The organism is Citrobacter sp. MGH105, assembly GCF_001037485.2.
Lineage (GTDB): Bacteria > Pseudomonadota > Gammaproteobacteria > Enterobacterales > Enterobacteriaceae > Citrobacter > Citrobacter portucalensis.
On sequence record NZ_CP073048.1, the window covers coordinates 1,951,030 to 1,965,046 of the forward strand.

At 53.5% G+C, this 14,017-nt stretch carries 18 protein-coding genes; all 18 read right to left on the reverse strand.

The window, feature by feature from the left end:
* Positions 1–33: 33 nt before the first annotated feature.
* Positions 34–900: a GHMP family kinase ATP-binding protein gene (locus SK35_RS09100; protein WP_048216413.1), complete on the reverse strand. Its 867-nt coding sequence runs from the start codon at positions 898–900 to the stop codon at positions 34–36.
* 93 nt (positions 901–993) lie between these two features.
* The gene (locus SK35_RS09105) at positions 994–2,208 is read right to left on the reverse strand and encodes an acetate/propionate family kinase (protein WP_048215992.1); all 1,215 of its coding nucleotides are present in this window, start codon (positions 2,206–2,208) and stop codon (positions 994–996) included.
* Entirely contained in the window at positions 2,193–2,645 is a 453-nt protein-coding gene (gene pduV / locus SK35_RS09110) for a propanediol utilization protein PduV (protein WP_048215993.1), read from the reverse strand. Before pduV ends, SK35_RS09105 begins: the two co-directional genes overlap by 16 nt.
* A 4-nt stretch (positions 2,646–2,649) precedes the next feature.
* Positions 2,650–3,000 (reverse strand): propanediol utilization microcompartment protein PduU, encoded by a 351-nt coding sequence (pduU, locus tag SK35_RS09115; protein ID WP_008785151.1) that lies wholly within the window; start codon positions 2,998–3,000, stop codon positions 2,650–2,652.
* Positions 3,000–3,554: a propanediol utilization microcompartment protein PduT gene (gene pduT, locus SK35_RS09120; RefSeq protein WP_003030201.1), complete on the reverse strand. Its 555-nt coding sequence runs from the start codon at positions 3,552–3,554 to the stop codon at positions 3,000–3,002. Before pduT ends, pduU begins: the two co-directional genes overlap by 1 nt.
* Before the next feature lie 2 nt (positions 3,555–3,556).
* Complete coding sequence (gene pduS, locus SK35_RS09125) at positions 3,557–4,912, reverse strand: cobalamin reductase PduS (protein WP_048215994.1); 1,356 nt, start codon at positions 4,910–4,912, stop codon at positions 3,557–3,559.
* Entirely contained in the window at positions 4,909–6,021 is a 1,113-nt protein-coding gene (locus SK35_RS09130) for a 1-propanol dehydrogenase PduQ (protein ID WP_048215995.1), read from the reverse strand. Before SK35_RS09130 ends, pduS begins: the two co-directional genes overlap by 4 nt.
* Positions 6,022–6,031: 10 nt before the next feature.
* Positions 6,032–7,417 (reverse strand): CoA-acylating propionaldehyde dehydrogenase PduP, encoded by a 1,386-nt coding sequence (gene pduP, locus SK35_RS09135; RefSeq protein ID WP_048215996.1) that lies wholly within the window; start codon positions 7,415–7,417, stop codon positions 6,032–6,034.
* Entirely contained in the window at positions 7,414–8,421 is a 1,008-nt protein-coding gene (pduO, locus tag SK35_RS09140; protein ID WP_048215997.1) for a two-domain cob(I)yrinic acid a,c-diamide adenosyltransferase PduO, read from the reverse strand. The genes pduP and pduO overlap by 4 nt, the downstream gene beginning before the upstream one ends.
* An 8-nt stretch (positions 8,422–8,429) precedes the next feature.
* On the reverse strand, positions 8,430–8,705 hold the full coding sequence (locus tag SK35_RS09145) for a EutN/CcmL family microcompartment protein (RefSeq protein ID WP_003030211.1): 276 nt from the start codon (positions 8,703–8,705) through the stop codon (positions 8,430–8,432).
* Positions 8,706–8,708: 3 nt separating this feature from the next.
* Positions 8,709–9,200, reverse strand: a complete 492-nt coding sequence (gene pduM, locus SK35_RS09150) for a microcompartment protein PduM (protein ID WP_048215998.1) — start codon at positions 9,198–9,200, stop codon at positions 8,709–8,711.
* A complete protein-coding gene (locus SK35_RS09155; RefSeq protein ID WP_048215999.1) occupies positions 9,197–9,829 on the reverse strand; it encodes a phosphate propanoyltransferase in 633 nt (210 codons plus the stop codon). The genes pduM and SK35_RS09155 overlap by 4 nt, the downstream gene beginning before the upstream one ends.
* Complete coding sequence (locus SK35_RS09160) at positions 9,829–10,293, reverse strand: BMC domain-containing protein (protein WP_032943897.1); 465 nt, start codon at positions 10,291–10,293, stop codon at positions 9,829–9,831. Before SK35_RS09160 ends, SK35_RS09155 begins: the two co-directional genes overlap by 1 nt.
* Before the next feature lie 24 nt (positions 10,294–10,317).
* The gene (gene pduJ, locus SK35_RS09165; RefSeq protein ID WP_001057752.1) at positions 10,318–10,593 is read right to left on the reverse strand and encodes a propanediol utilization microcompartment protein PduJ; all 276 of its coding nucleotides are present in this window, start codon (positions 10,591–10,593) and stop codon (positions 10,318–10,320) included.
* 19 nt (positions 10,594–10,612) lie between these two features.
* Entirely contained in the window at positions 10,613–10,963 is a 351-nt protein-coding gene (locus SK35_RS09170; RefSeq protein WP_048216000.1) for a glycerol dehydratase reactivase beta/small subunit family protein, read from the reverse strand.
* Positions 10,953–12,785, reverse strand: a complete 1,833-nt coding sequence (locus SK35_RS09175) for a diol dehydratase reactivase subunit alpha (RefSeq protein WP_048216001.1) — start codon at positions 12,783–12,785, stop codon at positions 10,953–10,955. Before SK35_RS09175 ends, SK35_RS09170 begins: the two co-directional genes overlap by 11 nt.
* A 15-nt stretch (positions 12,786–12,800) precedes the next feature.
* Positions 12,801–13,319: a propanediol dehydratase small subunit PduE gene (gene pduE / locus SK35_RS09180; RefSeq protein ID WP_003030243.1), complete on the reverse strand. Its 519-nt coding sequence runs from the start codon at positions 13,317–13,319 to the stop codon at positions 12,801–12,803.
* A gap of 14 nt (positions 13,320–13,333) precedes the next feature.
* The gene (gene pduD / locus SK35_RS09185; protein WP_003834131.1) at positions 13,334–14,008 is read right to left on the reverse strand and encodes a propanediol dehydratase medium subunit PduD; all 675 of its coding nucleotides are present in this window, start codon (positions 14,006–14,008) and stop codon (positions 13,334–13,336) included.
* Between the last annotated feature and the right edge of the window lie 9 nt (positions 14,009–14,017).

Genomic DNA, 14,017 nt, shown 5'->3' on the forward strand with positions numbered 1-14,017 from the left:
ATGCTTGTCCGGGTCGCTGCATAGCGGCGGCCCTTATTGCAGTTCGACCCCGCCAGTTACCATCCGCAACAAATGCTGTTCCGGCCAGTGTTCCGTTAATTTTTTCTGCGTCAGCATCCATTTAATGTAGTCCACATCATGACGCTTTCTGTCGAGCATCAGACCGACTACGCTGCCACTGTGCGCAACGTTGACACCGTATAAATCACATTCTTCTACCAGCGCTAAAAGTGAATCAAAATTTGGTTTAGGTAACAGCAACTGGCTGGCGATCGCGCTCAGCGTGGCGGCTTCACCCATCCGATAAGGATTTTGACTGATACAGGCTTCCTGTACCTTTTCCCATGCGCGTTTCAGCGCTGGAGCGCCTGCCAGTAACCCTGACTGGCGTGGAGTACGGTGATAATCAGCAGTAAGCAAGGTTTCCGGACTTTCGAGAACCAGCAGATCGAGTTGAGGCTGGGCTTCACAGGCAATTTGCGTGGAGGCGTCGTTATGATCGAACAGCGTAAGCTGGCGGAAAACGGTGCTGTCGGTAGGTTCCAGCGAAACGCAAAGCTGCGCCAGAGTGGATTCGTCTAGCTGATGCCCCAGATATTGCGCCGTGGCGATTGCCGTGGCGGCGATATCCGCTGTGCTGCTGGCCATCCCTTTAGCGACAGGAATGGTTGACTGGACATCAATTCGAATATCCTGACTCATTTGTGCAGGGTATTGCCAGTGCAGCAATAACCTCTTAACCATCGCCCGCGAAAGTGGGCGTTCATCTGTCAGCGGTGAACCTGAAGTGACCTCAACGGTGCTATACCATTCAACCGGGCAGGAGACCAATTTCTCACTGCCCAGAATCCAGCCCTGGATAAGTTCTCCGCACGATGCGGGACATTGCGCAACAGCCACGTCTTCACCTATAGTGATCAGCAATCCTCGGCGCATAGTGTCATGGCGATCGCGCTATTACCATGATTTGCCGCAATTTGCGGTGCGGCAGTATTATGCAGGAATGCCCAATGTCACAGTTTCAGATATCGCTAAACGCATAACGTCTTGCGCAATCATCAGCTCTTCATTGGTATTAATCACAGCTACTTTGACCATCGCATTTTCCGTCTGAATGAAGGTGGCATTACGCTGATTTTTTTCCTCATCAACGGCCAGCCCCAGGAAATTCAGGTTACGACAAATCGCAGCGCGCGCCCGTGCGGAGTTTTCGCCAATACCACCGGTAAATACCAGGGCATCCAGACCGCCCATCTGCATAATATAGCTACCAATGGTGGCACGAATGCGCTCAGCAAAAAGCGTCAACGCCAGCGCAGCCTGGTGATTGCCCGTATCTGCGGCATGTTCAACGTCGCGGTAGTCAGGGGAGATGCCAGAAACACCGAGCAATCCGGACTCATTGTTGAGCAATTGGTTGAGCTGCTGCGGTGTTTTGCCTTCTCGCAGGGCAATCCACGGTAAAATGGACGGATCGATATCGCCACTTCGCGTGCCCATCATCACGCCAGACTGCGGCGTAAAGCCCATTGACGTATTCACCGATTGTCCGCCTTTGATGGCGCAGATGCTGCTGCCGTTGCCCAGATGACAACAAACAACGCGCAGGGCGCTGAGTGGTACACCCAGTTTTTCAGCAAGCTGTGAGCTAACGTATTTGTGGCTGGTACCATGAAAACCATAGCGACGAATACCCAACTCTGAATAGTAACGCCAGGGCAGGGGATAGATGAAAGAAGGCTCATCAAGCGTTTGATGAAAGGCAGTGTCGAACACCGCAACGGCTGGCGTTTTGGGCAATAGCTGGCGGAATACCGCGATCCCCAACGCATTTACCGGGTTATGCAGAGGGGCCAGTTCCGCGAGTCGCTCGATTTCTGCGAGCGTTTCATCAGTTACCAGCGCAGAGTCTTTAAAGGATTCCCCGCCGTGCGCGACGCGATGGCCCACGCCGTCGATCTCTTCCAGACTGCTGATAATGTGGTGGTTGAGCAGTTTTTCCAGGAGCAACGTTACGGCTTCACGGTGATCGGCTACGGGCAAAGTCTCCTGCCATTTCTGCGCTGGTGTTTTTAGGGTGACCTGCGCATCAGACAAACCGATACGTTCAATCAACCCCTGACAGATCATTTCACCCTGCGGCATCGCCAGTAGTTGAAATTTAAGCGAGGAACTACCTGCATTAATGGCCATTATTTTGTGAGACATGAAGGTTCCTTTGCATTCAGAAAAATGAACATCTCATCGACCCCAGTATTCTCCAGCGCGCTGGTGACAAATACTTTTTGCGCGCCAGCCTGAACTAACCAACTCTCCACAAGAGAAATACGCTGCGGGTTGGCTAAATCGGCTTTGGTAACGAGGCCAATAACGGGTCGGTTCATTGGTCCGGTAAAACCGGGAGAAAATGGTGACCACGGCGCGTCAGCATTGAGTACCAGCGCAATAATGTCTGCTTCACAGGCGCTGGCCAGCAGCGCGCTGTACAGGCAGCGGTTCTCAAGATATTCGCCCGGTGTATCTATCGCTGTGGGCGACCAGACTATGGCCTGGGTCTTCTGATAGTGAAGCGCTTCTCCCCGCATGCATTGTGTGAGCGACGTTTTTCCGCACTGGCTGGGTCCGATTAGCATGATGCGTTTCATGAGATTACGTCCGGGTAATGGGACACGCGGTAAAACGCATCATTTCGCCCAGCGTTCGGGTTACCTGTTTCAGCGCGTACTCAACGGCGGAAACATCACCCGTCAGTACCACCGCACCGGTAAACCGGTCGAGAAAACCAATTTCTACCGCCCCGGATTTCGTGGCGATATCACAGGCGATGATTGAGGCTTCGCTGGGGGTAATGGTCAGAATACCGATTGCGGAAACCGCATCTGGTAATCCCAGCTTCTTGAACAAATCTTTACCTGGATTAGCAATAAGATGCGCCAGCGTGACCTGTTTGCCTGGTACATATTCCTGAATCATTCGATCCGTGGTGGGTTGTCTTTCCATTATCCCTCCACCATTTGTCGCCACATGCTTTCATGCGGGCGAGGTATGACCGAGCGGTAAACCAGCAGGCCTTTTTCACCCGCACTTTCACTGGCAACCGTCACTGCGTTATTCACATCGGATACATCGCCAGCAACGACCATGTAGCACTTACCGCCAATACCAAATGCCATATGGACGCGTACCAGCGTGACGTTGGAGGCTTTAACCGCCCGGTCGGCGGCGCAGATGCAGGCAGCAACGCTCCATGTTTCGACAATACCAACTGCCTGACGCTTATCCACGCTGTTTAGCCCGCTGATTGCGGGGAGTACGCTGGCATGAATGTTGGGGAGTACCAGACTGTCAACGAGCATATCGCCGGCAAGAGATGTTCCAGTGGCAATCGCCTGCTGTACGGCACCTACGTCACCACCGAGCATGAGTAGAAATTTTCCCGGGCAGATGGTCTTGCTGACCAGTAAATTCACATTCGCGCTTTTTAACATGGCATCACCCGCTTCCATTCCTTTGGCAATGCTGGTGAGTTCTAAAATCCCTATAGCCTGAGACATGATTAACCTCTAATTACCGTGATAGATTGCTCAGTGATTTCGCTGACAATACCGTCAATGCTGGCGTGAACAGGCGCGCCTAACGCACCGGACGGCACATCGGCAACGCATTGACCGCGAACAACGCATTCGCCTTGTTCTACACATGGGATGGCGCTGGCACCAATATGCTGGCGTAACAACAGCGTCGTTTTATCTGTGGAATAATCAGTCTCAGCCAGTGGCGCATCGTGATACCAGTCGCTAAGACCCAGTTTGGTAATAAGGCGCTTAACCGGGATCAGCCGGTACTTCGCCATTTCATCCTCAGGATTTAGCGGCCCTTCATAACGATGGTTGAGCGCCCGCAGTTCGCGTTTCAGCATGCGGTTGATGCGCATCGGTGAAATCCCAACCGGGCAGGCTACGCTTTCACACACGTTGCATTCTGAACAGGTCAGGGCCGTGAGCAGCAGCTGCGGTGTGGCCGCCTGCTGATAATTAACCGCACGAACCAACAGGTGCGGGGATAATTCATGGCCGATCAAATGTCTTGGGCACAAATCCGTACACAAACGGCACTGCTCGCAAACGGTTTTTGCTACAGAAAGCACGGTGCGTTCATCCTGCATCCGCCGCTGAATCAACGCATGAGACTTAGGCAAAACCAGCAGGCCCCCGGTGGTCTTGCTTACGGGGGTATCCAGTGAAGTAATCAGGCCGCCCATCATCGGACCACCGTTAATAAAGCCGGGATCGTCAACGGTTGCGCCACCGGCCAGCGCCAGAACGTCACGTAAAGACATTCCGATAGGGACAGTGAGTGTGATGGGATTGGCGACTGCACCGTTAACGGTCAGGGTGCGACGCGTAACGGGGTACTGCTGCTCAACTGCTCTGGCGATGTTGAGCACGGTCTGAACGTTATTGACCACCACACCGACGCTGACCGGCAGCGCGGCAGGCGGAACTCTCCGACCTGTTGCCATCCAGATGGTCAGAACCTCGTCACCAGCCGGGTAGACATCAGGCAAAATATGTAAGCGGATCCCGGCAGGTAGAAGGGGGGTTAATGCATTGATAGCACCTTGGTATTTCTCCTTGAGCGCAATAATTCCGGCACTGGCTCCCGTCGCCGTCATGGCATATTGAACGCCGCGGATAAGTCGCTCAGCCTGGACGGCCATCAACTGCTGGTCAACTTTCAGCATTGGCTCACATTCAGCCGCATTGACCAGAAAGGTATCGACCTGCGCCTGTAATTTTACGTGAGTAGGAAAGCCTGCGCCTCCGGCTCCGACAACACCCGCTGCGCGAACGCGTTCGCGAATGGTCTGTGCATCATAAAGCGTGGACTCTGCCGTCATGGCTGTCTTCATAATAATTCCTCAAGCAGTTCCTGCATGGCACTGGCATCGGCAACACGAGGATTGGTTTGCAGCGTGACGTCAGCCAGCGCGGCCTGAACCATCGATGGGATACGTTGTGACCAGACTTGCTTTCCGTCTTTAAGCGCGTCAACGAAAGAAGGTAACGCACACTGTTTTTTGAGAAGCTCAATTTGATGAATGAGCGCATTCAGCGCAGCCGTATCGTTCGCATTATCCGGGCATAAATGGCAGGCTTTAGCAAAACGGGCATAGCGCTTCGCAGCTCGCGGATCGCGGGCATTAAAATAAATGACATGGGTCAGCAGCAGCGCATTGGCAAGTCCATGCGGCAGATGAAACTGACCACCCAATTGATGGGCAATCGCATGATTGATCCCCAGTCCAGCCTGACTAAATGCCATTCCCGCGAGCGTTGATGCATTGTGCATTTTCCCCCTGGTTGCCAGACAGTCGCCTTTGCTGACGGCGACAGGCAGGTACTGGAAGACGATTTGAGCCGCTTTTTCAGCCAGTGCGTCTGTGAAGTCGCTGGCCTTAGTGGACACGTAAGCCTCCAGCGCATGCGTTAACACGTCCATGCCGGTATTCGCGGTGATGGCAGGTGGTACGCTGACAACCAACGTTGGATCAAGGATGGCCATGTCCGGGTAAAGCGCATTATTAAACAATGGATATTTAATGCCTTTATCCGGATCGCTAATCACGCAGGCACTGGTTACCTCGGAGCCTGTGCCGCTGGTGGTGGGAATTGCGACACAGGTTTCAATTTCAATACCGAACTGTCGGCTGAACCAGACGATGGCTTTTGCGGCGTCCAGTGCTGAGCCGCCACCAAAACCCATCACGACGTCCGGTCGCAGGGACTGCATTTGTGCAATCCCTTGTACTACCGTACCGATGGTGGGATCGGGGGTGATATCGCTGAAAATGCTGATGCGGTTATCCGCTGGCAGAGCGTTGCGCAGCTTTTCAATCAGGGGAGAACGCGCGAGAAAACCATCGCAAATAATCCAGATATGCTTATTCGTGAAACGCTTGAGCACATCCAGACTTCCCTGGCCGCTGTACAATCGAGTTTGCAGTGAAAAGCTATTCATAACGGCCCCATTAGCGAATAGAAAAACCGTTTGTCAGCACGCAACGACGAGAGCGTGCGAAAGTGCGCGCAGATGTTGTTCCTTCACCGGTTGGCGTCGCAATAGTGAAGGTTGTAAAACCTTCGCCACCAACGCCGATCCCGGCGTAAGAGGGGCCATTTTTCACAAAGATGGAGGTCTGAAGCGTGCGCGCGGCAAGGTTCAAACGTGACACATTTTGCGAATGCATAATGGCGGTGTGATGCAATCCCTCTTCAACTTTCAGGGCCAACGTTAATGCACTGTCAAAATCGCTCACCGTTACGACGGGGAGCATTGGCATCAATTGCTCGCTGGTAACCCACGGGTCGTCAGCCTTGACGATGCCTGTCAGTAATCGAGGTGCTTTTGCCGGAACCGGTATTCCTGCTGCTTCCAGTAAGGTTGCCGGGCTTTTACCCACCAGTTTTTTATTGGCTATGCCTTCTGGTAGACAGACAGCGCGCAGTTTGTCTACCTCTTCGCTATTGAGAAGCATCGCACCAAAAGACTGCATCTGTTGAACCAGTCGTTCGGCAACGGCATCAACAACAATCAGGCTCTTCTCAGCGATGCAGGGGAGGTTGTAATCAAAGGATGCGCCATTGATGATATCTTCCGCCGCCTTAACCAGATCGGCCGTTTCATCAACAATGCAGGGTGGATTTCCTGCGCCTGCGCCAATGACTTTTTTCCCGCTTTTCATGCCCATAGCAACAATGCCAGGGCCACCGGTAATCGCCAGAACTGCGATTTTAGGGTGCGCCATCATCTGCTGGGTAGCCTCAAAAGTGGGTTCTGTGACCGTGACGACAAGATTACGAATTCCGCAGCAACGGAAAGCAATATCTTCAATCATGGCAATCAGCTTGAGTGAAACCTTTTTAGCACCCGGATGCGGACTGAAGTAAACGCTATTCCCTGCCGCCAGCATGCTGATGCTGTTGTTAATAATGGTCTCTGTCGGGTTAGTACTGGGGGCGACAGAACCAATCACGCCAAATGGGGAATACTCGAATAACACCATGCCGCCGTCACCGGTTAACGCCGTGGTAGTGAGATCTTCGATTCCTGGAGTGTTGTCCAGCGCAGCTTTATTCTTGAGGAATTTATCCTCTTTGTTGCCCATTCCTGTTTCAGCTGCGCTCTCAGCGGCCAGTGAAGCAAGATGAGGCGTCAGTTCTTCGCGTAGGGCGTTTATGATGGCGCTGCGGGTTTTCAATGGACATTGCTGGTAACGCAGAAAAGCCTGATGCGCTGCATCGATAGCTTCGCCAACGGACGGAAAAATACCGTTACCCTGAACTTCTGCTTTTGCCGGGGCGAGTTGCTCACTCAAAATGTTACGAATAAGGGTTTCAAGTTCTGAAGTATTCATTGATGTGTTCTCACGTTAATCGCCGCAATGGCCGTTTCTGCAATGTCCATATCCTGTTCAACGCTTCCTCCGCTGATGCCAAGACCCCCGAGGAGTAAACCCTCACGCCATAATGCGTATCCGCCACCGAAGGTGACGACTTTTCCCTGCATATGGCTTTCCAGACCGTAAAGCGCAGCGCCGGGTTGCACTGCCGATGTCAGCTCATGTGTGGCGGTTTTCATCGCCACGGCAGTCCAGGCTTTTTTGGGTGCCAGTTCGCTACTCACGAGTAAAGCGTCAGGCATGCGCCAGGCCACCATTTGGGTCCCGTTCGCATCAACAATGCTTATGACGACCGGAACCTGAAGTTCTTCTGCTCTCGTCACCGCAGCGCGAGTGAGTTGGTGGAGCTCCTGAAAAGACAGAGACATAGTCGGCTCCTTTATGGCTGGTGCTTGAACGGCAGCGAGATAGCGCTCAGCCACTTTCTGAATGATGTCGTTTTGATGTGCGTCATGATCTTCTGCCCGTGCAATTGCATATAAGCAGTCGGACAGGCGATTGATATAACGCATCAGCACGTGTCTGACGGATATCTCGGTGGAGAGCTCGACCAGTCGTCTCTCTGCGCGGCGTGCCAGCGTACGGGCAAAGTGCAGTCGGCTGGCGGCTTCGCTGCGGCCAGGTAGAATAAAGCTGCGCAGGGGCGGTACTCTTCCCATTGCGGTATCGATGGCCGCTTCCAGTGCCGCAATTTCTTCTGAGCTGATGTAGCGCTGCTCTGGCGTTGGTTCTTCGCTTTCGCTTGCCAGTTCGGCGCTGAACCAAAAAAGCTGCAGCTGGATATTTTCAAGTAACTGCCGGTGTTGCGGGGTTTTCGCTGCACAAATGCACAGACTTAGCGCCGCATTCAGTTCGTCCAGCGTACCGTAGGCTTCCACGCGTGGATGCGTTTTGCTCACGCGCTGTCCGGTAAAGAGGGCTGTTGTTCCGGCATCTCCAGTGCGGGTATAAATCGCCATAGTTCCTCCTAACGAGAAAGCGTGTCGACAATGCCGACGATAGCCAGATCGATGGCCTCATTAGGGCCAGAAAAAACGTGTCTGGCGCTGGATCCGCTGCTGAGTAATACCAGTTCGCCGGTCCCTGCGCCGACAGAATCAACAGCGACTTCATCTCCACTCACAGGGGATGCAGGAAGCTCTCCGTCAGCACTTACCCGACGTACCAGCAACAGTTTTTTTCCCACCAGTGATGGGGATTTTTGCGTGGAAACCACAACGCCTGTAACCCGGGCCAGATGCATAGCTCACTCCTGCTTAATTAGTTGGACATTCCGCAGACTGACTGCTTCCTGAGCCAGAGCCGTCACGACACACCGACGGCGCAACACCAGTACGCCATCCCTTAATTGGGCGACGTCGGCATAGCTGAGAAGCTTCTCAGGATGCAAAAAGATGATTCGTCCCCGTTCGTCATTGAACTCCAGCGGCAGACGTGCGAGTTTTTTCACGGGGATTGCGGGTAACAATCGGTGTTGTAGTGAAATTTTCACGCGGACTCCGCATGCTAGTGCGTCGTGAATCGTTACCACCGACATGTTGGCTGGGCAGCCTTCGGCAATTTGCTCCAGTAATGGCAGATCCACTTGCTGGAGATGGAGCGACGAGTACTGGCAGCATACTGTCCGTGAATCGATTTCCCGTAACTGCGCGACGCTAAGAGTGAGCGTGCTTTCTGCGCGTTTTTTTAATCGGGAAACAACCTCCTCGATAATGCGTTGCAGCAGTTCGTTGTTCATCGTGAGGTCACCAGTGTGGCGAATGCCTGGGGATTATCAGCGCCTGCAGCATTGGCTTCGTCTGTATCGATATGCATTTCGAGGCGCATATCCGGCGAAACGCGTACGGCGACGTTATCGAAAATCAGTCGACGCTCATCGCCATTAATGGCGACCGAGACTTTATCACCATGGGAAACCCGCAGAATCAGAGCATCGAGCGGCGACATATGGATATGTCGTTGGGCGACGATCACCCCAGATGCTAAGTCCAGTTCAGCAAATGGGCTGACGAGACGAACACCGGGTGTGCCCTGAATATTGCCCGACATCCGCAGCGGAGCAGCAATTCCCAACGTGCGGGCGTCGGTACGAGAAATTTCGACCTGGCTGGTACTGCGCAGCGGGCCGAGTAAACGCACATTTTTTAACTGACCTTTTGGCCCCACCAGCGTGACAGTCTGCTCTGCTGCATATTGTCCTGGCTGCAGCAGCCCTTTTTTCTCACTAATGGGGTTATTGGGAAACAAGCGACCGTAATCTTCAGCGCACAGATGAATATGACGATTAGAGATCCCCAGCGGAATCGGGCGCTCGCGCATTTCATCCAGAACCTTAGCGACAGTGGTCTCCAGTTGCTGTTTATCCATTACGCTTCACCTCGTTTGCCAGAGTGAAGACAAAGCGTGCGCGGCTCGCCTTTTTGGCGAGGGCAGGCAGGATCAAGACACAAATTGCAGCTAATCAACTCTGCATCTTGCGGTGCTTCGGGTACATCATGGTCTACAAATATCTCTTCATGCGGTACGGCTGGTATGGGTTCGGGCGTTGGCTCAGGCTCCAGGACAACGCTATGCGACAGGATCCCGTCCCCGGGTCTGGAAATGACTTTGTGAGCCACCAGTCCATCTCGCTGGTCAGCGAAACTGACACCGGTGGAAATGGCCGCCTGGACGGAGGCCACATCCCCGATTATCTTGATCACCGTCCAGCCTGAGCCGTTGGTTTTTTCGAGGCCCACCAGCGTGATGGAGGCGGCTTTCGCCATGACGTCCGCGCAACTGATGGCTAATGCCAGACCACTAACTTCAAGTAATCCCAGTGATTGCTTCACGCTGTGCTCCTTGGTTGCAACGACTTATGCGGATTTAGGTAAAATGGCTTCAACGTCGCTGTGCGGACGCGGGATAACGTGGCAGGATTTCACCTCACCAACGGCGCTTGCGGCTGCGCTTCCAGCATCTACGGCTGCTTTCACCGCGCCGACATCACCGCGAACCATAACGGTGATAAGGCCAGAGCCGATTTTTTCGTAACCAACCAACTGCACGTTTGCGGATTTCACCATGGCATCAGCGGCTTCAATAGCGCCGACAAGCCCTTTTGTTTCAACCAGTCCCAGTGCGTTATTCATACTGCTTTTCTCCTGTGGGTTATGAGTGGCATTCCCGGAACGGAATGCCTTTAACCAGCCGCGCAGCGTTGTTACCAATGCTGCGGCGATCGTGGCTATTTTGTTGATACGTCAGCGTAAAAAGTGGTGCTGACGTGGGTAAGTTTTTGTAGTGCACGACCAGTTTTTCGCTGCTACAGCCAATACCGACCAGCAATGGAGACTGGCAGGCGGCCAACCATGCGTTGTGGATAACGTCAGTTGAGCTACTCTCCTGAATCACAAAGGGAATCCCTTCTTCTTCAATACCCAGCAGTACGTCATTCCAGACGTCAGCACAGTCAGCACTGGTGAAGATAACGATGGCTGGTGTGGTGAGATTACTTTCCATGAGCGAATGCCTTATGCCAGGAGAGAATCAGTCCTGTCGCAACCGCATTGCGCGGACCTTCGGTACCACGAATGTTGCCGCGCCCGGCAACCAGTCGATAATGCGCCAGAGCATCGGTGACCAGCTGTGGAACTTCAAAATCCAGAGATGAGCCGCCAACCAGTACCACAAAGGGAATATCCCGAATGTTCCCGGTCGGACTGACCTGACGTAGCGCTCTGAGTGCGTTAGTAACGAAAACGCGCTCCTTGGCGCTGCGACGAATGGCCCGTACTTTCTCCAGCGCCAGTTCACCAGGCAGTGGCACCAGTTCATCGGGTTTCACTACGCACACGCGCGCAAAAACCGTTGGTGGGAGAGGCGTAGGGAAGAACTGAACGCTGCCGTCTTCGTGGCGAAGGTGGAACAAGCTCTCAACTTTCGCCAACGGATACTTTTTAATTTCTTCAGCGAGATAACGGTCATCCAGACCCAGTTCACGGGCAATGATCATCGTGACCATATCGCCTGCGCCTGCCAGGTGCGTGGCAATAATTTCGCCCTTAGGATTGATGATAGAAGCGTCGGTTGAACCCGCGCCGAGATCCAGAATAGCCAGTGGTCGTGTTGTGCCCGGAGTTGTTAAGGCTCCCAGAATGGCAGCTTCGGCTTCGGCCCCGCCAACCTGGACGTCAATGTTGAACTTTTGCTTGATCTCCTGGGCAATCATCGCCATTTGCAGGCGGTCTGATTTCACCATGGAGGCTATGCCGACAGCCTGCTCCAGCGAGAACTCACCGGCAAGTCCACCCGTCACACTGACGGGAACCGAGGTATCGACCGCCAGCAGATCCTGAATAAAAATTTCATGACTGGGTTTGTTGGTTAATTCAGCCATCGTCTGGCGCACATGCTCCAGCATGCCGCCAATATTGGTGCCAGCTTCTCCGGTAACGTTATCCAGTTTTGGGCATTCACCAACCGCTTTCATAATCGCTTCGGCGCCCGCGGCAACGTCGACCCGTACGGTACGACCCTGAGACTGTAGCTCCAGATTTCCGGCAGGAATCGCTCGCGCTTTCACATCACCTGACGGCGTTTTCACCACCACGGCTGAACGGTTGCCGATCAGCGCCCGTGCCATCGGAACAATGTTTTTAGTCTCATCGGCATTGAGGCCAAAGACAGTTGCAATGCCGTAGGGGTTAGAAAGGGTTTCAATGACCTTTCCTGGTACAGCGACCTCAATGGCAGCCAGCATCCCCAACGGGATACGGTCGATATGAAGGACTTCATCAACGATGGGCAGGGGATGAGTCAGACGATTACTGACCAACACACCGTCGTCCTGCTGTAAAATAACGCCAGTCAACTGGTATCCGGCACGGACGGAGGCATTAATCATCGTAGCGACATCGGCGAAATCAAATGCCGATGACACCACTAGAATATAGGGCGTATCCGCCGGGCGACTGAGAAGGTCTTCCGGCGTAATAGTGACGCCCACGCCTAACCCGACGCCGCCCGGTGTTTTAGGGTTATGGCCGATCATGGTGGATTCAGTGATGATGGTTTCGGTTATTGTTTCCATCGCCACATCGCCAATGACCGGGGTGGCTTCGTTAATACGGATGAGCGAAATATCGCTGACATTGATACCGGCGTTTTTTGCCGCCAGCGTAAGGGCCTCCTGAATGCCAAACACATTACGTAATGTGCCCTTAATTCCGGTGGTTTCTGCCAGCGCGCTGCCGGTGATGCTCAGCACGCCAGACTCATCCAGAGTAGCCAGAGCGACTTCCGTTGATGAGTTGCCTATGTCAATGCCAGCTATATATCGCATGATCCTGTCCCTGAGTTAGTCGTCGCCTTTGAGTTTTTTACGCTCAACGTACAGCGCTGCCGCTTCACGAACGAAAGCTGCGCAGATTTTTGCCTGATAACGATTTTCGAGATCGTCGGCGATAGCCATCAGCTCATCTTTTGTTGAGCGGTACGGGCGCAGCGCGTTGTAGATCTCAAGAATGCGATCGTCAGGAACAGCGGTTAGCTCGGCTGCGCGCTCGAAGTTCATCGCCAGCCTGTCACGTCCGGCATCTTTGGCGATTTCCGCCTGCAGGCGCAGTGTTTCAGGGGTGATGCGCATGTCCTGCGCGGTCACTTTGTTGCTCAGAACATTTTCAAGCGTGAAGTCGTCCAGCGTTTTGTTGGTCGCAGTTTTTACCCACTCAGGATGTTTATTCGCGAGAGGGTAATCCGTGACTTTCGCGGTATGTGCTGATGAACTCGCCGCGGGCGGAGTCGCGGACTCGCCTTGCAGGCTGTTCATCCGGCTCAACACATCCCGAACCATCGATTCAATTGCGTCGGTATTCATGGAGGTATCCTTTATCAAAGCGCCACGCGCAGTTCCTGCGGGTTTTTGCCTGTCACAACGTATTTGGTCTCTTTAATGTGCAGAATGGCTGATTTGGCCTGGTACTTAGGACGGGCCATCTGGTCATTCAAAGTAGGGACCGGTTGCGGAGATTCACGCTTGGCATAACGCGCGGCGTTTTTACCGATCTGACGATAGGTTTCCAGCGTCAGAAGCGGTGCCTGAGGGAACAGCTCCAGGTTTGAAAGCGGCGGTAACCCCTGCTGGTGGATAACCGTGGTACCTTTTGACTGGATGCCGATAGAGATCCCGGAACCGCTCAGACGGTTCCCCTCAACGGCGACAAACGCCACATCGGAGGATTTAAAGCAGCGGATAACGCGCGCTTTAATGCCTTCTTCTTCAATACCGGCAATCACTTCGCGCAAGATATTCTTATGCGGGATCCCTACGATATTGACGGTTTGCGAGAGCCCGAACGCCGGCCCTACGGCAATAATCACTTCGTCCTGTTGCTGGCCTTGTTTGGCTTCACCAATCTCGGTCAGAAAGCTGTCTCCCTGTGTCGCCGCAGCCTGAGGTGCGCTTGCCGCTGTAGATGCGCGGAAAGAGACGGGTTTGTCGCTGGTCTGCATTTCAGACAACACATCTTCAATTATCTGGCGCAGCAGTTTTTCATTAATTTCCATTTTTCACCC

Coding starts and splice junctions, on each gene's coding strand:
- SK35_RS09105 (WP_048215992.1), bottom strand. CDS start 2,208: ATGTCTCACAAAATAATGGCCATTAATGCAGGTAGTTCCTCGCTTAAA.
- pduV (WP_048215993.1), bottom strand. CDS start 2,645: ATGAAACGCATCATGCTAATCGGACCCAGCCAGTGCGGAAAAACGTCG.
- pduU (WP_008785151.1), bottom strand. CDS start 3,000: ATGGAAAGACAACCCACCACGGATCGAATGATTCAGGAATATGTACCA.
- pduT (WP_003030201.1), bottom strand. CDS start 3,554: ATGTCTCAGGCTATAGGGATTTTAGAACTCACCAGCATTGCCAAAGGA.
- pduS (WP_048215994.1), bottom strand. CDS start 4,912: ATGAAGACAGCCATGACGGCAGAGTCCACGCTTTATGATGCACAGACC.
- SK35_RS09130 (WP_048215995.1), bottom strand. CDS start 6,021: ATGAATAGCTTTTCACTGCAAACTCGATTGTACAGCGGCCAGGGAAGT.
- pduP (WP_048215996.1), bottom strand. CDS start 7,417: ATGAATACTTCAGAACTTGAAACCCTTATTCGTAACATTTTGAGTGAG.
- pduO (WP_048215997.1), bottom strand. CDS start 8,421: ATGGCGATTTATACCCGCACTGGAGATGCCGGAACAACAGCCCTCTTT.
- SK35_RS09145 (WP_003030211.1), bottom strand. CDS start 8,705: ATGCATCTGGCCCGGGTTACAGGCGTTGTGGTTTCCACGCAAAAATCC.
- pduM (WP_048215998.1), bottom strand. CDS start 9,200: ATGAACAACGAACTGCTGCAACGCATTATCGAGGAGGTTGTTTCCCGA.
- SK35_RS09155 (WP_048215999.1), bottom strand. CDS start 9,829: ATGGATAAACAGCAACTGGAGACCACTGTCGCTAAGGTTCTGGATGAA.
- pduJ (WP_001057752.1), bottom strand. CDS start 10,593: ATGAATAACGCACTGGGACTGGTTGAAACAAAAGGGCTTGTCGGCGCT.
- SK35_RS09170 (WP_048216000.1), bottom strand. CDS start 10,963: ATGGAAAGTAATCTCACCACACCAGCCATCGTTATCTTCACCAGTGCT.
- SK35_RS09175 (WP_048216001.1), bottom strand. CDS start 12,785: ATGCGATATATAGCTGGCATTGACATAGGCAACTCATCAACGGAAGTC.
- pduE (WP_003030243.1), bottom strand. CDS start 13,319: ATGAATACCGACGCAATTGAATCGATGGTTCGGGATGTGTTGAGCCGG.
- pduD (WP_003834131.1), bottom strand. CDS start 14,008: ATGGAAATTAATGAAAAACTGCTGCGCCAGATAATTGAAGATGTGTTG.